Source organism: Vibrio satsumensis (genome assembly GCF_050337435.1).
Taxonomy (GTDB): domain Bacteria; phylum Pseudomonadota; class Gammaproteobacteria; order Enterobacterales; family Vibrionaceae; genus Vibrio; species Vibrio satsumensis.
The window spans coordinates 231,944-252,193 of the sequence record NZ_JAKJSX010000006.1 but is presented as its reverse complement, the minus strand read 5'-3'; the positions used below and the strand labels follow the sequence as shown (position 1 = coordinate 252,193).

Sequence of the window (20,250 nt, the reverse complement as noted above, 5' to 3'; positions counted from 1 at the left end):
TAAATTCTTGTTTGCTAGGGCGTTTCGATATACGCCCTAATGATTGTTCTTTGTGTCTCTGCGGGGTTTCTAACCGAGTAGAGCACCGCCATCGATGTCGATAATTGACCCAGTTACGTATGGGTTATTAATCGCAAACAGGTAACCCATAGCGATTTCTGAAGGCTCGCCCACTTTGCCCGCGGGTAGGTTGTTTTTGGCGTTGTCGTACATGGCTGTGCGAGCTGAATCGTCCATATTTTTGTATGCCACTGTCATGGTTAAGCCGGGGCTGACAGCATTAACTCGAATCGGTGATAGCTCTTTCGCAAGCACTTTAGTCACGCTTTCTAGCGCGGCGTTGATGGCTGTTTTGACGTAAGTGCCTGCAACGATTTTGCGTGACAACATGCCCGTGGTGAGCGTGATAGAACCGTTTGGTGTCATGTAACGTGCGGCATGTTTAGCTACGTTTAGGCTGCCCCAGAATTTGGTATCAAATGCCGACTTTGCGTCGTCGATAGCAACGTCTGTCACTTTTCCAGCCGGAGCGGATGAGCCAGCCGTGACCACCAAGTGATCGAATGGACCAATTGATTCAAAGTATTCGCAAATCGACTTTTCATTGCTGATATCAACACCTGTGTGGCGGCTAGCAATGTGTACTGTGTTGTCTTCATTTCTCAATTGCATCGCTAGAGCTTTACCGATACCTGACGTGCCACCAATGATGACAAAAGTGCTCTTTTCTTGGTTCGCTAGTGTGTTGTTCATGTTCTTAATTCCTGCGTGTTCTGCTGATGGTTGTCATTATATTTGTTCGACTAAAATTGATAATTGGCTAAAATATAAATTCATTATTCGGTTAATATGAACAGTGCGGCGAGGAAGAAGTAGCATGGATAAGTTTTCAGACATGGCGATGTTCGTGAGCATTGTTAAGCATCACGGGTTAGCAGCGGCGGGGCGAGAGCTAGGGCTCTCTCCTGCGACCATGACAGCAAGGCTGCAGGCGCTTGAAGAACGATATGGTGTGAAGTTGTTGAATCGAAGCACACGCCATGTGTCTTTGACCGACTCTGGCGACCTGTATCACAAGGCGTGTCTGGAGATATTGGATAACGTCAGTGAGGCTGAAAACCTGATTCAAAATGGCGTCAAAGAGGTCAAAGGCCCATTAAAAATCGCCGCGCCGAAGGACATTGGAAAGCAATACATTCTGCCAATCTTGTCGGAGTTTTGTCAGAAATACCCTGACGTGATCCCTTACCTGTATTTGAACGATAACTTGTCGAATATTGCAGAGTCGGGCATGGATGTGGTGATTCGCTACGGAGAGTTAGTCGACAGCAGTTTGATATCAAGACGTTTATCCCCGAGCAGACGTGTGCTGTGTGCTTCTCCTGAATACCTTGCCAAACACGGGACACCGTTGACGCCACAAGACTTGGTTGAGCACGACTGTTTGGCAATGCTGCGCAGCAATGAAGAACTCAAGACATGGCACTTCCAAGATCATGGCATGAAGAAGTCTATCACTGTTGTGCCAAAGCGATTCTCAGACGACGGTGAAGTGATTCGCTACTGGGCACTGAAAGGCGAGGGTATTGCGCTTAAATCGGTGTTGGATGTGCAGGACGACATCAATAACCAACGCCTTGTGACTCTGCTTAATGGCTACATGAAAAACTTCAATACTTCTATGAGTGTGTCGAGCGCCGACTTGAATGTGGTGTATATAAGCAAGAAATATCAGCCGAAACGTATCCGGCTGTTTTTGGATTTTCTGTTTGAGCGGTTTGGAGATTGCGTCAACTCGAGTTGTTGATTTCCAAGTTACGAAAATAATAGAAATACAACGATGGCAACCGCTAACGCTCTTGGGATAAAGGTATCTTTATCTATCATGGGCACCTCTTATCGTGCCTCAGGTAGCTGAGGCACAGGATTAGTGAATGATTCTAGCGAAGGTGCAAGTAGAACGGAGAGAAGGTATCAATAACATCAACGAGTCGTTGAAGTTGATTGATGTCTCCTTTGGTTGCTGTGGCGGTTGATTCTGCCACATTGATGTCTTTCACTAAGAACAAGTGAACTAGGTCTTTCTTCGTCATTTCAATCGTAAGCTCGGCATCATCCGAATTGAACCCATTGTCGACTGCCATGGTTCGGTTTGAGACGTTAACCAAATACGGGCTACCATCCACGACTAGGTTGATCTGGTAGCTTTCATTTGTTGTGAGCTGTTCAGCCATCAAACGTGTTGGAATCAGTGACATCACATCATTGGTTGGAGCATCGACAAACTTACTGGCATCGCCAAAGAAGTTCATCGTATCAAGCACGCCGTCTAGTTCGCCGCGCAGTTCAGCTGCGCCAGTTAATGCCCAGTGACGCCAACCCGGAGTTGATTGTTCCCAGCCCCAACGCTCAAGTGCGACCGCTTTTTGTCCGCGAGCATACATATCGCCATGATCGACGCGAATAACGTGAGTCAAAATCTGCATTGCTTCACCATAATGCTGCTGTTCAATTAAACGGTCTGCGGCTTTTTTGATTGCGTCAGAGCCTCCCATCATATCGACATAGAGTTGCGCCATATCTTTGTGAGCAGGTTTAGCAAACTCACTTGCATCACCGTTAAACCAGCCTACGTTCCCCGCATAAATATTAGCGACGTTTTGATACTCAGAACCGCGTAATGGACGCAAGTAATCGTGATCTTTGAGCTCTTCAGGTAAACGGATGTTGTCTGAAAGTTCGTGCATCGTATAGCCTTTGTTGATGTAACGAACCGTTTGATCTTGCATATAACGTAATGAGTCTGCGTAAGCCTTCATCACGTCTTCAACACGCTCGGCATTCACAGCTGAACGGCCGTGATGCAATGATAGAGATTTCGGCTGATAGCGACGCATGCGGTCTATTGAGTCAGCCCACTCAAGGCCGTCACGGTATTCTGCACCTCGAATGGTATAGAGGTTCGGAATGGTTTCGCCTTGAATGGTATCACCACCGACCATGTCACCTGTTTCATGAATGTAGAGTGCGACGCCATCTGGGGCTTCTCCCGGAGTATGGAAAAACTCTAATGTTAAGCCGTCGACCTTTATGATCATAAGATCGTCGACCAAGATATTAGGTGCAAAGAAGGATTTGTTTTTTGACTGCATAATAATGTCTGACGGGTAGCCGACACCTTGGTTTACACCTTTATCATAGTCATTGTTATGAGGGATAAACGCGCCAAAGGCATACGCTGTTCGAATCGACTGTTGATTGAGATAAATACCAGATTCTTCGTTCATTTTTCTTTGGAAGTCGGTATGGGCAATCACGTTGATTTTACCCGCTTCAAAGTCTTCACGCGTTGCTAGCCCCTCGGTTCCTGCCCATTGATCTGGGTGGTGGTGAGTATAGAAAATAGTGTGAACTTCGCGTTTGTCTCCTGTTGCTTCACGATAAGCGGCAAGCATCGCTGCTGCGGTTTCTGCCGTTGAGCCTGCATCAGCAATGATTAGCCCTTCGTCGCCTTGAATAAAGGTGATAGAAGCACCTTCAAAACCAAACGCGTTGTACATGCGGTCTGATAATTTGAAGATCACAGGGTTAGTCATTGCTTCTTCCATCGCTGCCAGTTCAGGATGGATCTTACCTTCTTGTAGCGCTTTTTCCATATTCTCCTTGTTGTATTCAGGAGTAAATAGAGGTTCACCGCGCCAGATTATTTCTGGAAAAGAGCCAGCAAGTTCAGTCGATGCGTTGTCAGCTAAAGGGAAGTAGCTTTGACTTTCAGCGGACAAGTTCGGGCTTAGAAACTCAATGCCATTGGCCTTCGGGTCATAGTTGTCAGACAGAACTACATCGTATTGGCTCATGTCGAAGGAGTGGTCGTGGTCACCATGAGTTAAGCGCTCAGAGGCGTTATGAGAATGAGCCATCGCACCGAATGATGCGACAATAGATAAAGTGATGATGGTTTTTTTCATAGTTGTACCCTGGTTCTGTGTTTCGTATGAATCAGATTCAGAATCCATTCTGTTTCGTAATTCTTCAAAAGTTGAAGGAAAACGAGGCATACAAAATGCGCCGTTGATGGCGTTATCTTAGGCAGTTATTAGAAAGTGAACCATTGGGTAAGAACTATAATTTGTATAGATTTTAGCTATGCAAACTTGAGACTTTAGTCATTATTGACGATTTTTTGTTGATTTAAATAGCCTAGCTTTATGTTTATTTAGGTTGAAGGTGCTTTTTGATGTGCTCTCGAACCAAAGTATGTTGGTGGTTGTTAATATTTCGCTTGTGATAAATCATCTTCATCTCATAGTCACGCAATGCAAACGGTGGCTCTAGTACTTTTAACCCTAGCTCCTCTGCTAAACCAAACATCGACTCACTCACAATACATACGGCATCGGAATTACGGGCATTGAGCAAGAGGTTTGATTGACCAGACACCTCGCGCACCACATTACGGTTAAATGTCTCTTCCGTTCGAGTTTCAAGAGCGCTTACATTCTTATTTTTTAGGCGCAACATGATGTGTTCGGCACTTTTAAATTGTTCGAGCGTAATGGTGTCGCCGATAGTGGGGTGGTTTTTACGACATGCTAACGCTAGTTTTTGAGAGCCAATTGACTCTACGACAAAAGAATGGTCAGCGATGGAGATGTCGTCGATAACAATATCAACTTCCCCAGTTCTGATTTGGTCTAAAATACTGTATTCAACAGCTGGGGTCTCTACGAAGTGGACACCATCATATCCGGGAAGTGATTGCATTATCGCTTCAGGACAACAAACCTTTAGTTTTCGTTCCTCTTGAAATACTGAGTCGAGTCTCCCCAATATTTCTCGACACTGTTCCGCAAGGTAATGCGCCTCTTCAGTCGGCTGAATCGAGCGACTGGTGCGATAAAACATGATCTTTCCGCTCTGCTCTTCAAAATTTTTGATTGCGGCGGTCATTGATGGCTGAGTCATATTCATATGCTCTGCTGCCTTAGAAATACTTTTGAAGTCATAGGCAGCGAGAAAGTGTTTAATCAGATTTAGATTCATATAGGTACGCCCTGTAGAAAAGAGATTAAATAGTTTGAATACGACTCGGTGATTACTGTGTAGAAGATGACCGAGTTAATAGTGCCGAGATTTAGCTTAAATTATGTATTGAAAACATGCGCTATATATTTGTAGGAAAACACATTTTTTTACCAAAATGTAAAACAGCGATATGATGAACAAAAAAACAAACAAGGCAAGGAGTGTTCATGAAGCTGGTAGGAAGTACCATCATCAAATCTTTACACAAAGCAAGTTGTCATTGTGGATCTGTTGAACTAGAGCTCAGTTTACCTAACGGAATAGAAAAGCCGCGTCGATGTGATTGTTCTATCTGTCGCCGTAAAGGCGCGATTGTTAGCTCTGTTGCGCTTGATGGCATCAAGATCCTTAAAGGTGAAGATCATCTCAAGCTTTATCAATTCAACACCAATACCGCGAAGCATTACTTCTGCTCGAACTGCGGTATCTATACCCATCATCAACGCCGCTCAAGCCCAAACGAATATGGTTTTAATATCGGTTGTTTGGAAGGGGTGAACCCTTTTGATATTGGTGATGTGGTGACCAACGACGGTGTTAATCACCCAGCTGATCGTTAATTTATTGAGCATTAAAAAGGGAAGGGGTTATGTCTGAATACGGAGCAGTCATTCGCTGGCAAAAAGCGCAAGATGAAGCCTTTAGCGACAATCAATACAGTCGCAGTCATACGTGGGAGTTCGATGGTGGTGTCACTGTACCTGCTTCGTCCTCTCCACATGTTGTGCCACTGCCGTTTTCAGTGGAAGCGAATGTTGACCCTGAAGAAGCCTTTATTGCGGCACTTTCTAGCTGTCATATGCTGACGTTTTTGGGCATTGCTGCAAAACAGAAGTACGTAATTGACTCTTATGTCGATGATGCGATAGGTGTGCTGGAAGAAGATGAATCAGGTCGTTCGTCTGTGACTAAGGTGACTCTGCGACCTGATATTGTGTTCTCCGGTACTAAGAAGCCAACGGCCAAACAACTCGACAAGCTTCATCATTTAGCGCACAAAAACTGCTTTATCGCGAACTCGGTAAAAACAGATATTGTGGTAGAGACTATTGGGTAACCTGCAGTTCATTCTTTGTGAGCAAAAACAGGATCTGGCAGTTTCGTAAACGCTGTGTAATCCTACTCAGGGTTTTATTGAGTTGTGATTGAAGTGTTGAGTTGCGGGTACTGGCGCTTTAATGATTGATAGAGATTTATTGGCAGAGAGTTATGTTTAGCGTCCCATTGAATAGTTTTGTACATCGTGTGAGTGATAAAAGCCAAGTGATGGCGAATGCTGCGGAATGTGGATGTCAGTTGAAACGAGTTCGTCGTTCGCGTAATTGGCTGTTGGTCGCTCAAGAGCATCAACTCGTTGAATTTAAAAGCCTGCTCACCCATGAAAAAGACGGTTGGATAGCAATTGCAATCGACAAAGTACTGCCTAAACCTGTGGTGTGTTTGGCTTCGCTGTTAGCGGCGACACCCTCGATGACGGTCGCTCAGCTGGTGATGGAATCTGGATGTTCAATGGCAGAAGCAAGGCGTGCTATTGATGAACATGAAGGGTTATAAACGCGAGCATTAAGTATGCCGGTCGTGTTGTAAAAAGAGAATCGCGAGCAGCAAAAAGCCCGTAACGATATTACGTTTTTCAGCGGAATATCGTTACGGGCTTTATCATCTGTGCTGCCGTTAAGCTAAGCCACGTGGCTTATCAAGCGTGGCTCAATTAAGAGTTCGCTACTTTTACACGAATCGTGTTTTTGCCAAGCTTAGTCATGTTCAGCTTGTTTAGTGCTGCTTTAGCTTCTTCGTGCTCTGGCATTTCAACAAAAGCAAAGCCTTTTGAGTCGCCAGTTTCTTGGTCTAAAACTAGGCTGCACTCTTTTACTGAACCGAACTCAGAAAATAGCACACGGATGTCTTGCTCAGAAGTAGAGCGCGATAGGTTACGAACTAGAAGTTTCATAATAAACCTTGAATATGAATTTACGCCGAGTATTGTCGCACATTTTTGTGCCCACCCTGACATAATAATTTGAGATCACGCTTGCTTGGTTTTATTACGCAGAGCCAGCGCTTTTGAGTAGTCAAACGTGATTATTCGTCGTCGAACTGTTTGATGGTGAACGCATCTTCGATTCGGTTAAGCTCTTCTTGTTCTTTTACTCGCTTCTCTTCTTGAAGAGTCGCTCTCGTTTCGTTGAAACGTTTTTTCTCTGACTTAGTCAGGAATTTTACAGCTTTTTTGTTGGTCAGTGCGTAAGCAACTACGTCTTCACCTTTTTCTCTGCGGTCGTTTACGCGTTGTGAGAAACGTTCATTATCGCGAGCTTTACGCTCCGCTGAGGTCAACTTGCTCATGCTTTAAAGCCTTTTCAATTATTCATGGTAGGGAATCTACGCTAAGCGAAACAAACAGGAAATACTGAGTATGAGCCTAGCCCATTTGTATGCTGGTGGCGCATCTTAGCACAGAGGCTTGAGCATACAGGTATGCTATTCGAGGGATTAAACAAAACAGCCCACAATTTTCGTTATGGGCTGTTACGTACTGTAGTTGTAGTTGTAGTTGTAGTTATTGCTTTGAAGCTGACAGTCAGAAACGGCAGTTAAATCAAATCTTCTCGATGTATAAGATGACCTCTCCCACTTTAAAGCCAAACTTGGACATCTCAGTTTTGTTGAACAAGCGTTTGTCGTCCATTAAGAACATCCAATCATCGAGCACCACCTCATAAGTGCTGCCGTCTACTTGGATTTCTAGGTCATATTTCCAATACAGAGCCGAACCTTGGGTCTCGCCATAGGCAGTACCCACTACATCATTGGCAGTGCCTGAATAGGTGTTTTCACCGGTTTTTATCAGATTCCAAACGCGAGTTGAGCGCTCGCCATCAGCAAAAGAGAACCACTCTTTTATCTCTCCGTTGTCACCGTCCCAAGTCGCGATAAGTTTGGCATCAAAGCGGCGCAGTAGGTTACCAGAGCGGTCGAGTACCATGCCGTAGGCCATTAGCTCGCCATTAAAAAAGGTTTCAAGCTTGAGCTCTGGCGTAGTGTCTACGTGATCTTTTAAACTTGCAGAGCCACATCCAGCTAGCCAAGTGAGAGAAAGCAGTGTCAGAGCGAATTTTATCATTGTTGTTTTTGGATTCATTTATTTAAACCTAATAGTTGTTTGCGAAGACCGGGCTCGGATGTGTTTTCAGATAACCAGATCGCTAAGAAGGCCTCACCAAATTGTTTGTCTTGGATTACCCCAATTGGTTGCTCATCAAAGTAAAAGCGGCTGACATTATCTTCAGCTACGCGAATCGTGAGAGTGCTTCCTGCTTCTACGTTTGGCCACATCGCGTACAACGGCTTCAACCAACGTTGAATGTTGATGTTAGAGTAGCCAAGCTTGTTCCATTGATCTTCGGTTGCATCGACTAAGTCTTTGCTATCGATAGCGCGGTAATATTCAAGCTTGAGTGCGCGCTCGGAATTGGTTGGTGTGGCATAGAATTCAGCAGAGTAGAGTGTCCAAAATAGGTAACTCATTTCGCCTTGGCCGCGTTTATTTAAGTCATCGACGGCTGAGGCTTTTGCGCTTCCGGTAAATAGAAGCGCTGCAAGGATTAGCGATAAAGTGATGAAGGCGAAGAGTTTGTTTTTTAGTTGTTGATGAGCGCGAACAAAAACGCTCTCAGGTTTGAACGTTTGTCTCGGGTTGCGTGGAGAAGCCATAAGTCACCTCGATAATGCCATTTTAGGTTGTACTAAGTTGGAGTAGGCGGCCACCAGTAAGGGCAACAAAACCCCCCAGCTTATTGCAAGGGCAGCAACTACCGATGCATCTGGCCAAGTAGTCAGAAGGGCACCTGCTTTGATGCCTCCCCAATAACTACTAGTACCTGCTACGAACCCTATGACAAACAAGATCACTTTCGAGCATTTTAAAAGCCAATTTAGGCTGTGATTGAAGCTGATTAAAAACATGACCCACAGGCATACAAGCCACACTGGGAATATGGTTTGATTGGCGATATCAGGATCAACAGCGAACACGCCAAAATGAAGCATCAAGCTATCGAGCAGTAGCCCCAAAGGTAACAAACAGAGGATTTTGAGATCGCTATTGCGAGTCGGAGAAAGAAGGAAATGGACAATCACGATCAGTGGTGTAACGAACGGGGCTTGCGCTGTAAAGAAGGCGCTGCAAACCCAGGTCGCTTGAAACAGTACGAGATTAATAATCCAAAACCGTTTCATCTTTTGCTCCAAAGTAACGAGGTTTTCTGGCTACAACGTGGTGAGTGCTGATCACTCGCTCTTTGAATGCACCTTCACAGTAACAGAAGTAGAAGATCCACAAGCGCTTAAACTCTTCTGAATAGCCGAGAGACTCAAGTTCTTCCCAGCTATTTTCAAAGGCGATGTTCCAGTCGTTAAGCGTTCGAGCGTAGTGTAGGCCAATGTCGTCAATCTCTTGAACCACAAGGTCGGTACTGGTCGCAAGGTGTTGTGTCATGACTGAAACGGAGGGTAAACAGCCACCTGGGAAGATGTACTTCTGAATAAAGTCGACGCCCTTACGGTATTTATCGTAACGGCTGTCAGCAATCGTAATTGCTTGAATCAGCATCTTGCCTGAAGGTTTGAGTAGCGACGAACATTTTTCAAAGAAGGTTTGTAGATATTCATGGCCGACCGCTTCTATCATCTCGATAGAGACCAACTTGTCATACTTACCTGCAAGGTTGCGATAATCCTCTTTAAGTAGGGTGATTTTGTCGGTTAAACCAAGTGCTTTGACTCTCTGTTCTGCAAGTGCGTGTTGGGCATCTGAGATTGTGGTTGTAGTGACATGACAACCGTAGTGTTGCGCCATGAAGATGGCTAAGCCACCCCAGCCAGTGCCTATCTCAACCACGCTATCCTTCTCAGACAGCTCTAATCGCTCACAAATGGTTTTCATTTTGTTCTGTTGAGCTTTGGATAGGGTTTGTGCATCTTCGCTATAGATAGCGGATGAGTATTGCATCGAACTGTCTAGGAAGCGTTCATACAGCTCGTTACCAATGTCGTAGTGAGCCAGAATGTTGCGCTTGGAGCCTTGCTCGGTGTTGGCATTCTTACGACGCAGCAATAGGTTTTTAATACGAGATATCCACTGTGTCTTGTCATCAAGCTCGTCCAATTGGGCTTGGTTACGAGCCATGATTTGAATCACGCGCGTCAGATTTGGGCTGGTCCATTTACCATCGATGTACGCTTCAGATGCCCCGATACTGCCGTTGATAACGACATCTCTAAAAAAGGTCGCGTCATGAATCACGATTCGACCTTTCAATTCGGCTTCTCGATCACCAAATACCGAATGTTGGTCGCGCTCAATGATCTCAAGCGTGGCGAATTGTAGGCTTTCTAAAACCTTGAAGATTAAAGCTCGATATTTACAGTTGCTTGAAACAGCAACGGCTTTAGCTTGTTGTTCAATGTTGTTGTTTTGTTTGGCAAGCTGTTCCATGTAAACCTCGCTGATAACTCATTCTAATATTTTGTGCCAACTAAGCTGGGTTATGCCCCTTGGTTGGAGCGAACCCAAGCTTGGGTCGAGTTCTATTATTTAGTTGTTGTTAAGACGCTTAAGATGTTGAGTCTGGATGCGCCACAAACGGTACTTTTTTCAGGAATAATTTGAGAGCCTGATAATAAATTCCCATCACGACTTTTATCGTCATCGCCGGAATCTTGAATACTGTCCGTCTAATGTTTGTCTTGGTTACTGACTGTTTTGTCAGAGCTAGTGTCGCATCGAAAAGCTTGTCGTCTCGGCGGCTTTCGATGTGGACTAACGTGCGTTTCGCTGGTGGCTTAATCTTCCAAAAATAAGTCATGTTCAAGTCCATGAACGGCGAAACGTGAAACTCTTTTTTTACCTTTAATTCTTGGTGCATGTCGATGAGATAGTAATGTCTTTCTCGCCAAGGCGTGTTACTCACCTCAGCCAGCATGTACTTACAATCTCCAGTCTCGTCATAACAGAAGAAACAGTTGATTGGGCTGAAATAGATACCTAAACAGCGACACTGAGCCAGCATCGTCACACGGTTTGAATCAGACCAAACACCATCAAGTTGTTGCACTTTGGAAGCTATACGTTGCTTAAGTGATTTTGGTTCATCCGTTGAGACATTTTCTTTTTTTTCAGCGAGATAATCCGATTCGACAAAGCGAATCGGGTTATACCATCGAGTTCCGAACAGAGCACTGCGCGCTGTGGTTTGGGGCAGTTCATCAAGATCTAACCCCATCATATAAAGCTGATAACTGAACTCGTGGGTGATGTCGCCAAAACGGCGATGTCTGACATTACCCCAATAGATACCGCTGAGCTCTTCACTCTTTTCGGATGTGATCCCCATGTCGGGTGTCATGGTGTGCGTGTTCATAATGTCGAACTCGTACTCAAATCTAAGCCGAAGCGTTTGGTCACATCAAGCGCGCTATGAACGCCATCTTCGTGGAATCCGTTGTACCAATACGCGCCTGCGAAATGCGTATTCTGTTTACCGCAAATTCGATCTCGCTGTTGTTGTGCGTTGACCGTGTTGGAGTTCAATACTGGATGGTGATATACAAAGCTGCGAATGATTTTCTCTGGGTCGATGGCTTCGCTTTGATTCAAGGTGACGCAGAAGGTGTCTTGGCTTTCGATGCCTTGCAGAATGTTCATGTTGTAAGTCACACAGGCAGGTCGTTTACTGTCGCCATCCAACATGTAGTTCCAGCTTGCCCAAGCCAGTTTTCTGTCTGGTAATAAGCGAATATCGGTGTGCAGAACCACTTCATTGCGGCTGTATGGGATCTCGCCCAGTACCTGTTGCTCTTGCTCTGTCGCATCACCAAGCAGATGTAAGGCTTGGTCTGAGTGACAGGCAAAGATTACTTCGTCGAAGTTTTGTGTGCTGCCATCTTCAAATTCAACCGCGACACTCGTTTCTTGGCGAGTGACTTGTTTAATCGATGTATTCAGTGCAACAGGCTTACTCAAACGTGAAAGGATAATTTCAACGTAAGAGCGCGACCCTTTAGGAATCACATACCATTGTGGACGGTTCGCGATGTCGAGTAGTCCGTGGTTGTAGAAGAATTGAATGAAGAATTTAAGCTCAAATTCTTCCATCTCCTCTAAGCTTGTCGACCAAATTGCCGCGCCCATAGGTAAGATGTAGTGTTGGCTGAAAAAATCGGAAAATTGATTGTCGCGCAGGAAGCTGCCCAAGGTAACATCCGGTGTGAACTTATTGCTTTCGAATTGAGCCTTACACAGTTTGTTGAACTTGAGAATGTCAGATACCAAAGACCAAAATTGAGGTTTGAAAATATTACTTCGTTGAGCGAACAGAGAGTTGATGCTGTGGCCGTTGTATTCAAACTTAGTCGTTGTGTTGTGAACGCTGAAACTCATCTCGGTAGGTTGCCTTTCAACACCGAGTTGTTCGAGTAGCTGATTGAAATTTGGATAGGTTCGATCATTGAATACGATGAAACCGGTATCTATCGAAAACGCCGAGCCTTGATGTTCAATATCAACGGTGGCTGTGTGGCCCCCAACATAATCGTTTTTTTCGAATACGGTCACGTCGTGGTGCTTATCTAATATGTGTGCGCAAGTGAGTCCAGAGATACCTGACCCAATAATGGCGATTTTCTTCATTGTTATACCATCCTTGAAGCGAGTTTTTGCCAAACTGGAGTTGGAAGCATTCTTAGTAGCTTCATCAACATGATGAATCGTCTTGGGAAATCGATTTCACTCTTTCCTTGAGCAATACCATTTACGATTCGCTGAGTTGCGGCCTCACTACTAATAATCATAGGCATAGAGAAAGTATTTCGCTCGGTTAATGGCGTTTCAACAAAGCCTGGGTGCACAATTGAGACATGAATATTGTGCTCGGCCAGATCAACCGACAGTGTTCTGCCTAAGTAGGTGAGGGCTGCCTTTGAAGCGCCATAAGCCTCGGCTCTTGGCAAAGGTAAAAAGCTGGCGCTGGAGCTTACTAAAACCAAACGGCCGCCGGGCTTGATGTTTTTTAACCAGGCTTTAAGGGCGTAGCCAATTGAAATTAAGTTTATGTTGATGACGCGCTCGAAAAGCTCGGCATCAAAATTCACTGGGTCGTCGATGTACTCACAATCACCCGCGTTTAGAATCAGTAGATCGAGCGGCTTGTCTTGGTCAATTTCTGGGAAGTTGTGGTAATCGGTCAGATCGAAACAGAGCGGTGTAATTGATGAATGCACGATGTCTGTCTCGTGAGAATCAACTAATGCTTGCAGCTTGTCTGAGTTACGGCCACAAGCAATCACCTGATGCCCTTGTTGAGCGTAATCGATAGCGAGTGATTGGCCGATACCTGAAGTCGCGCCTGTAATCATAATACGCATTATCTGCTCGCTCTCTTTTTGATGGATTTAATCGCGCAGCCCAGTACTGGAATGTGTTCGTACAACATAGAACCGACGTCGAGGTAATCTCTGTGGTAGATCACTTGACCGTCGAGCATCTTGAGATGACTGTGTCCTTGTACTTCGATCGGCTTTTGCCCATTTAATTGCTTGTGAGCAAATTGCATCGTCCAGTAAACCGAAGCTTCGTCGTTCGCTTCGAAAGTGTGTTCGATATGAAAGTAACAGCTCGTTACCTGAGTGTAGAGATTCTCGAAGTAGTGGGTAAGCGACGCAATTCCGCTGACATGATGCAGCGGATCTTGGAATTCGATATCAGGGTGATAAACCGTCTTAAGCACGTCGAAATTGTCGGTTCCGAGTTCTCGATACATGTTGATAAAGTTATCAAGCCATAGAGAGTTATCCATAATATTCGCTCTAATTATTTGAAGAAGGCTAAGGCTCTCAATCGTGCTTCTTTGTGCTCAACGATGGGTTGCCAGTATTCGCTGTTAATTCCGTTTTTTGCAATGTAATCATGTGGAAAATGCACATGCTTGTCAGGAATATTTTGCAGCTCTGGTATGTACTTACGAATAAAAATTCCTTTCGGATCAAACTTTTCACTCTGTGTGATCGGATTGAAAATTCGAAAGTAAGGTTGAGCATCACAGCCAGTACTTGAAGCCCATTGCCAACCGCCATTATTCGCGCTGAAATCACCATCGATAAGGTGCGACATAAAGAAACGTTCGCCCCAACGCCAATCGATCAGCAGGTGCTTGGTTAGGAAGCTTGCCACCACCATTCTGAGCCTGTTGTGCATCCAGCCTGTATCAACCAATTGACGCATCGCTGCATCAACTAATGGGTAGCCTGTTTTTCCTTCGCACCACGCCTTGAAGCTCGGGTTGTCGTGATACCAATCTAAGCCGTTGTATTTCTGTTGAAAGTTCGCACCTTTAACCAGTTTAGGATGATGGAACATCAAATGCTTATAAAAATCTCGCCAAATCAACTCATTGAGCCAAGAAAAGGCTGGCAACTGAGTATCAAATAATAAGTCAGGCTGTTGCTGAATCAATTGAATCGCTAACCAACGAGGGCTGACTGCGCCGATAGCCAAATATGGCGAAAGACCAGACGTGCCTTTGACCGAGGGAATGTCTCTCAGGCGCGCATAGTTGTTGACCTTGTTGGCTAGGAAGTTAGGTATCACATTGCCCAGCACTTCTTGGCTTAATGGCCAACGGCTGGAATCAACATGAGGAAAGTCGAAATCATACTCAGCGGAGATTCTTAAAGCTCTTAAGTCGTTAGAAAGCTCTTCTTGTGAACGTTGAGTTTGTTGACGCTGTGTTTGTTGAAGCTTAGCGGGTGCGACAAGAGCAGGGCTACAGGTGATGCCTTTCGCCTGAACTTCTTTTAGCCACGCGTTCTTAAAGGGCGTAAAGACTTTGAACATTTCGCCCTGTTTATTCAGCACGCTACCTAATGGCAGCATAACGTCACAGTCGCTTATCTTCAGGTTTAGGCCGCTTGTTATCAGCTTTTTATCGCGAGTTTGTTCATCTACCTCAGGCTCTGAATTTGCATATACGCACTTCGCATCAAGTTGTTCGTATAATTCGATGAGCTGTCGGGCTTGGTCATCAAAATCGCTGGCTTTGAGGTGCAGTAATGAAATCCCAAACTTAGCGAGCTGGGATTCGAGCTGTTTTAGGTGACGATAGATGAAATCGGCTTTGATTGGTGCAAGGTGGTGTTGCTGCCATTGCTGTGGTGTTGAAATAAAAACGGCGATAGACACGCCGTTTTCAACTGCCGCGACGAGCGCTGGGTTATCGTGAATCCTCAGGTCTCGTCTTATCCATAGAATGTTGCTCAATATCCGTATCTCAGTTTAAGTTCTTGTGGGTGAGGGTTTAGGTAAACCTGTGACTCCAAGTACTCGTTTGGGTATTCCATTAGGTAGTGGTTTATCAACGTTAGGGGCACTAGCAGTGGAATTACGCCCTCTCTAAATGATGCAATCTGATTGGTGAGCTCTTGCTTGTGCGTGCTGCTCAATTGCTTCTTAAAGTAACCTTGTAAGTGATGCAGAGTATTGGCGTGACTGCCTCTATTGGCGTGATGCGATAACGCCGTCATCAAGCCTTCGATGTATTGAGCCGCCAATTCGTCAATCTCTAACTCATTACCCGCTAACAGTTTGCCTAAGCTTTTGTAACTCTCAACGTGGTGACACATTACCAAGTACTTGTGTGCACTATGGAATAGGATCAGCTTGTGCTTTGTTACACCTTCATCCACAAGATCGAGCCATTTTTGGTAAGTGAATACTCGAGTCATGAAGTTTTCACGCAAAATGGGATCGTTAAGGCGGCCGTTTTCTTCAACGGGAAGTAACGGATTAGCGTCCATAATTTGTTGGGTAAACATGCCTACGCCAGTCGATTCAGAGCCGCGACCATGGTGGTGGTACACTTTCACTCGCTCCATGCCGCAAGTTGGGCTCTTTTGGCAAACAATGAATCCAGCAATGTGCTGGTTGTTCTTCGAGTAGTTTTGACCGAATTCGATCAGCTCCTGGGTTACATCACCAGAACCGTCTGGACGGGAGACGTGAATGATATCGTCTAACATCCGTGTCTGACGAATAGTTGGGCGAGGCGTTGGCAGTCCAACTCCCATTTCAGGGCATACCGGCTCAAGTTCTACATAATCTGCAAGATCGTCTGTGCAGAAGCGAGAACGTTTGTGTCCGGTATCGAACCGAACTTTATGACCGGCGACACATGCACTGATGCCTATTTTTATTTTCTTATCCATTGGTCAAATCCTCACGTTCATTGCTCATCGTTATTCTTATGTTATGTGGTTTATTACTTATTTCGCGTTGCTTTAGTTAGGTTATTATTTTTCTACCTAGCCAACTTGACGCGTCAAGTAAATGTACTCAATCTAATAAATGTATTTACCTAATGGATTGAACAGTTGACTCACGCCTTTAGTGAAGTACAAGGCATCACTTGAAACCGTTAAACACACACATCCTTCTTTAGTAGCCGGTTGGTGAGTATGATTGCCATCTAGCCAGATGAAGTCGCCTTTGTTGTAGACCCCCATCTCGTCTTCGAAGCTACCCTCTAAAAGAAGCGTGATCTCGAAACCTCTGTGAGTATGGCAAGGCACTTGTCCGTCTTTATCGATATGCAGCAAACTTGTGTGATGTGCTTCGTCATCAAAGTCGAGTCTTGCGCGTGAAATTTTGCCTAGGTTCATCCAGTCTTTTCTCGCCACTGAATTTAGAGCGCGAGGGATAGTGAATGTGGTGTCTGCAACGGTAACTTGTTCTACCTTTGACTCAACTTCCACTGCTTGAGATAAATCAGCAGTGATTTGATCAATCGCGTCGAAATCAAAGCCCATATCGTCCATTGAGAAGCTATTTAGGTCATCGCTTGAAAATACTGAATCCGCGTCGAATACGTTATTCGCCGCTTCAGCGGTAAGCTGCTTAACTTGCTGTTGGCAGTGTTCACACAGTTCTACGTGACTAGAAACAATCAAAGAAACAGAGTCTGCGAGCGTGCCATCGACAAAATCTTTCAAAATTTCAGCATTTGGGTGATGTTTAATCATGACTTTGTTCCCCCATATGAACCTTAAGTTTGGCTAAAGCAAGTCTTAGACGTGATTTCACGGTTCCAAGTGGGACGCCAAGTTGCTGAGCGAGTTGCTCTTGAGAGAGCTCTTGAAAGTAAACACCTTTGACAATAGTTTTCTGGGCCAGAGGCAGCTTCTCTATTTGGGTCATTACGTGTCGGCTCATCAAATGATCGCCAAACGGTAATTGATCACTCTGAGATTCCGCAACCATCGCGTCGATAGGCCAGATGTCGTCTGCGATTGTTTGTTCAGCCTTTGCTTTTACTTTGCGCAACATATCAAAAGCAGCGTTTCGCATGACCGTGTAGACCCAAGTCGTCGCAGCGCCTTTGTCTTCTTTATACAGATGAGCTTTCTTCCAAACGTTGGTCATGGTGTCTTGAACTAGCTCGTTTGCAGCAGCTTCACCACCTAACTTACTAATTCCGAAACGCTTTATCTTGGGAGCAAAGAACTTGAACAAACAGGTAAATGCCTGCTTGTCTCTGTCTGTACCAACCAAGATCAACCAGATTGAAAGCTCTGCTGGAACTTTGGATTCGGTCGTTGTTTTTTTGTCTGGGATAATGACATGCTCCTTGCCTTTCCCTGAACTTCTACTTTCGACTTGCATAGTAAATAACCATCATGCGAATTTGAGAGGCACTACGTGTAAGTTGAAGGTCGGGATCACTTAAATTTAAATTAATTTCCACTATACAAAATTATAGTGAAGAAAAATGCTTATTGCCCCGTGATGATTTGATTCAAAAAAGGAACTAGAGACGGAAAACTAGCAGGCTCAGTAAATTCTGTTTTCTTTTCCAATGGGATAGGCATCATTTCGAGCAATCGTGCACAGATCCATTGAGGACTCTCGAAATCTGGAGTGGGATAGAGTGTTCTTATCGAATCGTGGTCGCGAAACAACTGAACCAAAAATGCGGTAAACACGTTTGGCACTTGATATTCATGGGCTGGCCAGTGGGGCAACAAGCTGAACTTGCTTTTAATCAAGTCATCATTGTCTCGAAACGAGTCATGAAGTTGCACCAACTTTTCGCCTTCGACATCAATTTCCAATATCTGGTCATCCGACATATTGAAGTCGACGATGTTCACCTTTGTTCCCCAAGAACTGAGATGATCAGGGTTCGAGTTGTCTTGAGTGGAGATAATGAAACCATCGCTCTGCGCTGCGTGAGCAACCATCGCGAGATACTTTGGCTCAAAAATGCGCAGTCTTTGTCTGCCTCCGGGGAGAAGGAAGATAGGGAGAGGAAACACAGCGAGCTCGAGAGAAGACTCTATGGGTGTTTCTAGTTCGGCGTCTGTCGGCGTGGTCTTCCTCGGTGAATTCGGCACATAGCACTCCTTAGTTCAAATGTGATTTGAGAAGATATACGCGGGGAGGGTGGTGTTCGATCAATTCGCTTCGGCTTATGTTTGCAAAGGGATAGGTATTTTGTTGCACCTGTTCATAAATTCATTGTTTTTACCTTTTCTCATACGCGTCATTAGGTAATATGTGTACAAATAGTAAGCGAATGGGTGGTCGCAAGACGATGCTTCTATCTGACGTTCTTCTATACCTAACATTGCATCAAAGGAATGGTCATGATTGTTATTTATGGTATCAAAGAGTGCTTAAATCCAATTAAGTTGCAGCTCTCTAATGTGTTGCAGCAGTGCTTGAACAGTGAGATGGGTTTACCCGATGACAAGCGAGCACATCGATTTGTGCCATTGGAACGAGATGACTTCTTTTACCCGGAAGGAAGAACAGAAGCCTATACCGTCATTGAGATCAACATGATGGAAGGTCGGGCGGTAAACACCAAAAAGCGCTTAATCAAGAAGATATTTTCTGAGATAGAGAAGCAGTTAGCTATCTCTCCAATTGATATCGAAATCACCATTAAGGAACAGCCATCGCACTGCTGGGGATTTCGAGGCATGACGGGCGATGAAGCTCAAGATCTGAAATATAAAGTGAAGGTCTAGGGTTTAAACTCTTAACTCTTAACACGTAAGACTTGAGCCAACCTATCGGGTTACGGCTTTGGAATTTGATGCCAAAGCCGTTTTGTCTCGTTCTCGACACTAACCTCTAAGCATCTACGTATCGTCACTCTCTTTTAAATACTGATGCCAATTTTCATTGATCACGTCAAAGTGCTCGACACAGAACTCTTTCCTATCTTTCAAATAGTCGTTTTCCACTTCATCGAGCAAGTTTTTATAAGCATCGGGGTCGCTGCCATACACCAAGCATAACGTGGAGAAGTAACGCTGCAGATCGAAACTGTGCTCGTCGATGTATTCCCCCAAGTCGTAATACTCCGGGCGGTCTTCTGACTCGAAAGCGAACATGTCTGCTGCGCTGATCGCGGCATCGGCGCCATGTTCCACATAGTTAAGTAATAGGATGGTTGCTAGGTTGTCTACCGCATCTTCCTCTTTGCCCAAGATGGCAATCTTTTGGTCTTCAATATAAGCATGCCCAGCTTCGTGTAGCAGGGTGTGTAGCAAGGTATCAATAGCGCCGGTTTGCGCAGATTTGCCATACTCTTTTTCATATTGGTTCTGCTCAAAGTAATTGAGTGACTCAGCGTAAAAGCGGTAAGGGATCAGCACTTGATGGGTTTGTGGATCGTAGAGCGGTCCTTCCTCCCCGCCATATTTAATGGTTAACGGCTTTTCAAACATGAAGAGTTGGCTTGATAGTTCAATCACGGTGTCATTAACGCCACTGCTTTGAATCTCGCGTTTGAGCTGCTCTTCTTCGGCATTTTTCGGTGCAAAGTATTCGACGATTAAGTTACTTTGGGCTGTTTGTTCACTAGATGCATAAGTTGCGGCAAACATTGAACTCAGAGCTAGGCTACAGGTCAATGTTCTTTTCAATAATGTCATCGGCTATCCTTGTGATTACGCTACGAATCAGAGTCGTTGCAGGAGTGGATACCCCAAGCTGTGTACCCTGAGTTAGTTACTACGTTAGAGTATAAGTTTAGACGGAATTTTGATGCATCGAGGACTGCAATTTTTGAAGTAGGCGCTATCCTATCAATAAAAAACCGTTTA

General features: G+C 44.8%; 24 protein-coding genes. 5 read left to right on the top strand and 19 right to left on the bottom strand.

Annotation, left to right across the window (positions count from 1 at the left end):
* Nucleotides 1–69: 69 nt before the first annotated feature.
* Nucleotides 70–753, bottom strand: a complete 684-nt coding sequence (locus L4C44_RS08660) for an SDR family oxidoreductase (RefSeq protein ID WP_428804878.1) — start codon at nt 751–753, stop codon at nt 70–72.
* Between the two features lie 124 nt (nt 754–877).
* On the opposite strand from L4C44_RS08660, the gene L4C44_RS08655 reads away from it, so the two are divergent.
* Nucleotides 878–1,807: a LysR family transcriptional regulator gene (locus L4C44_RS08655; RefSeq protein WP_428804877.1), complete on the top strand. Its 930-nt coding sequence runs from the start codon at nt 878–880 to the stop codon at nt 1,805–1,807.
* A 133-nt stretch (nt 1,808–1,940) separates the two neighbouring features.
* Here the strand turns inward: L4C44_RS08655 and L4C44_RS08650 are convergent, their stop codons facing one another.
* Nucleotides 1,941–3,968, bottom strand: coding sequence for an alkyl sulfatase dimerization domain-containing protein (locus L4C44_RS08650; protein ID WP_428804876.1), 2,028 nt, complete (start codon nt 3,966–3,968; stop codon nt 1,941–1,943).
* Nucleotides 3,969–4,212: 244 nt separating this feature from the next.
* On the bottom strand, nt 4,213–5,043 hold the full coding sequence (locus L4C44_RS08645; protein WP_428804875.1) for a LysR family transcriptional regulator: 831 nt from the start codon (nt 5,041–5,043) through the stop codon (nt 4,213–4,215).
* Between the two features lie 209 nt (nt 5,044–5,252).
* Between L4C44_RS08645 and L4C44_RS08640 the strand changes: the two genes are divergently transcribed.
* The 3 genes from L4C44_RS08640 (at nt 5,253) to L4C44_RS08630 (ending at nt 6,639) form a co-directional block, all read left to right on the top strand.
* Nucleotides 5,253–5,645, top strand: a complete 393-nt coding sequence (locus L4C44_RS08640) for a GFA family protein (protein WP_428804874.1) — start codon at nt 5,253–5,255, stop codon at nt 5,643–5,645.
* A 29-nt stretch (nt 5,646–5,674) separates the two neighbouring features.
* Entirely contained in the window at nt 5,675–6,142 is a 468-nt protein-coding gene (locus L4C44_RS08635; RefSeq protein WP_428804873.1) for an OsmC family protein, read from the top strand.
* Nucleotides 6,143–6,294: 152 nt separating this feature from the next.
* Nucleotides 6,295–6,639: a ribosome recycling factor family protein gene (locus L4C44_RS08630; RefSeq protein WP_428804872.1), complete on the top strand. Its 345-nt coding sequence runs from the start codon at nt 6,295–6,297 to the stop codon at nt 6,637–6,639.
* 157 nt (nt 6,640–6,796) lie between these two features.
* Here L4C44_RS08630 and L4C44_RS08625 read toward each other — a convergent pair whose 3' ends face one another.
* The 15 genes from L4C44_RS08625 to L4C44_RS08555 form a co-directional block, all read right to left on the bottom strand.
* Nucleotides 6,797–7,036, bottom strand: coding sequence for an RNA recognition motif domain-containing protein (locus tag L4C44_RS08625; RefSeq protein ID WP_017057644.1), 240 nt, complete (start codon nt 7,034–7,036; stop codon nt 6,797–6,799).
* A gap of 131 nt (nt 7,037–7,167) precedes the next feature.
* Entirely contained in the window at nt 7,168–7,431 is a 264-nt protein-coding gene (locus tag L4C44_RS08620; protein ID WP_017061275.1) for a hypothetical protein, read from the bottom strand.
* A 253-nt stretch (nt 7,432–7,684) separates the two neighbouring features.
* Nucleotides 7,685–8,227, bottom strand: a complete 543-nt coding sequence (locus L4C44_RS08615) for a DUF3833 domain-containing protein (protein ID WP_371714036.1) — start codon at nt 8,225–8,227, stop codon at nt 7,685–7,687.
* The gene (locus L4C44_RS08610) at nt 8,224–8,799 is read right to left on the bottom strand and encodes a chalcone isomerase family protein (protein WP_428804871.1); all 576 of its coding nucleotides are present in this window, start codon (nt 8,797–8,799) and stop codon (nt 8,224–8,226) included. Before L4C44_RS08610 ends, L4C44_RS08615 begins: the two co-directional genes overlap by 4 nt.
* A gap of 3 nt (nt 8,800–8,802) precedes the next feature.
* Nucleotides 8,803–9,324 carry a DUF2878 domain-containing protein gene (locus tag L4C44_RS08605; protein ID WP_428804870.1) on the bottom strand — a complete coding sequence of 174 codons (522 nt, stop codon included), beginning with the start codon at nt 9,322–9,324 and terminating at the stop codon, nt 8,803–8,805.
* Nucleotides 9,302–10,582, bottom strand: a complete 1,281-nt coding sequence (locus L4C44_RS08600; RefSeq protein ID WP_428804869.1) for a class I SAM-dependent methyltransferase — start codon at nt 10,580–10,582, stop codon at nt 9,302–9,304. The genes L4C44_RS08605 and L4C44_RS08600 overlap by 23 nt, the downstream gene beginning before the upstream one ends.
* 118 nt (nt 10,583–10,700) lie before the next feature.
* A complete protein-coding gene (locus L4C44_RS08595; protein WP_146492624.1) occupies nt 10,701–11,507 on the bottom strand; it encodes a DUF1365 domain-containing protein in 807 nt (268 codons plus the stop codon).
* Nucleotides 11,504–12,775 (bottom strand): NAD(P)/FAD-dependent oxidoreductase, encoded by a 1,272-nt coding sequence (locus L4C44_RS08590; RefSeq protein ID WP_428804868.1) that lies wholly within the window; start codon nt 12,773–12,775, stop codon nt 11,504–11,506. The genes L4C44_RS08595 and L4C44_RS08590 overlap by 4 nt, the downstream gene beginning before the upstream one ends.
* Nucleotides 12,776–12,777: 2 nt before the next feature.
* Nucleotides 12,778–13,509, bottom strand: a complete 732-nt coding sequence (locus tag L4C44_RS08585) for an SDR family NAD(P)-dependent oxidoreductase (protein ID WP_146492622.1) — start codon at nt 13,507–13,509, stop codon at nt 12,778–12,780.
* Nucleotides 13,509–13,940, bottom strand: coding sequence for a nuclear transport factor 2 family protein (locus L4C44_RS08580; protein ID WP_146492621.1), 432 nt, complete (start codon nt 13,938–13,940; stop codon nt 13,509–13,511). The genes L4C44_RS08585 and L4C44_RS08580 overlap by 1 nt, the downstream gene beginning before the upstream one ends.
* 14 nt (nt 13,941–13,954) lie before the next feature.
* Nucleotides 13,955–15,400, bottom strand: a complete 1,446-nt coding sequence (gene phrB, locus L4C44_RS08575) for a deoxyribodipyrimidine photo-lyase (RefSeq protein WP_428804867.1) — start codon at nt 15,398–15,400, stop codon at nt 13,955–13,957.
* Complete coding sequence (locus L4C44_RS08570) at nt 15,397–16,344, bottom strand: YbgA family protein (protein ID WP_146492619.1); 948 nt, start codon at nt 16,342–16,344, stop codon at nt 15,397–15,399. Before L4C44_RS08570 ends, phrB begins: the two co-directional genes overlap by 4 nt.
* A 132-nt stretch (nt 16,345–16,476) precedes the next feature.
* Nucleotides 16,477–17,157, bottom strand: a complete 681-nt coding sequence (locus L4C44_RS08565; protein WP_146492618.1) for a ChrR family anti-sigma-E factor — start codon at nt 17,155–17,157, stop codon at nt 16,477–16,479.
* The gene (locus L4C44_RS08560; RefSeq protein ID WP_428804866.1) at nt 17,150–17,797 is read right to left on the bottom strand and encodes a sigma-70 family RNA polymerase sigma factor; all 648 of its coding nucleotides are present in this window, start codon (nt 17,795–17,797) and stop codon (nt 17,150–17,152) included. Before L4C44_RS08560 ends, L4C44_RS08565 begins: the two co-directional genes overlap by 8 nt.
* A 110-nt stretch (nt 17,798–17,907) precedes the next feature.
* Nucleotides 17,908–18,528, bottom strand: coding sequence for an LON peptidase substrate-binding domain-containing protein (locus tag L4C44_RS08555; protein ID WP_146492617.1), 621 nt, complete (start codon nt 18,526–18,528; stop codon nt 17,908–17,910).
* Between the two features lie 252 nt (nt 18,529–18,780).
* Between L4C44_RS08555 and L4C44_RS08550 the strand changes: the two genes are divergently transcribed.
* Nucleotides 18,781–19,167: a tautomerase family protein gene (locus L4C44_RS08550; protein ID WP_017070218.1), complete on the top strand. Its 387-nt coding sequence runs from the start codon at nt 18,781–18,783 to the stop codon at nt 19,165–19,167.
* A 114-nt stretch (nt 19,168–19,281) separates the two neighbouring features.
* Here the strand turns inward: L4C44_RS08550 and L4C44_RS08545 are convergent, their stop codons facing one another.
* On the bottom strand, nt 19,282–20,079 hold the full coding sequence (locus L4C44_RS08545) for a DUF4344 domain-containing metallopeptidase (RefSeq protein ID WP_146492615.1): 798 nt from the start codon (nt 20,077–20,079) through the stop codon (nt 19,282–19,284).
* Between the last annotated feature and the right edge of the window lie 171 nt (nt 20,080–20,250).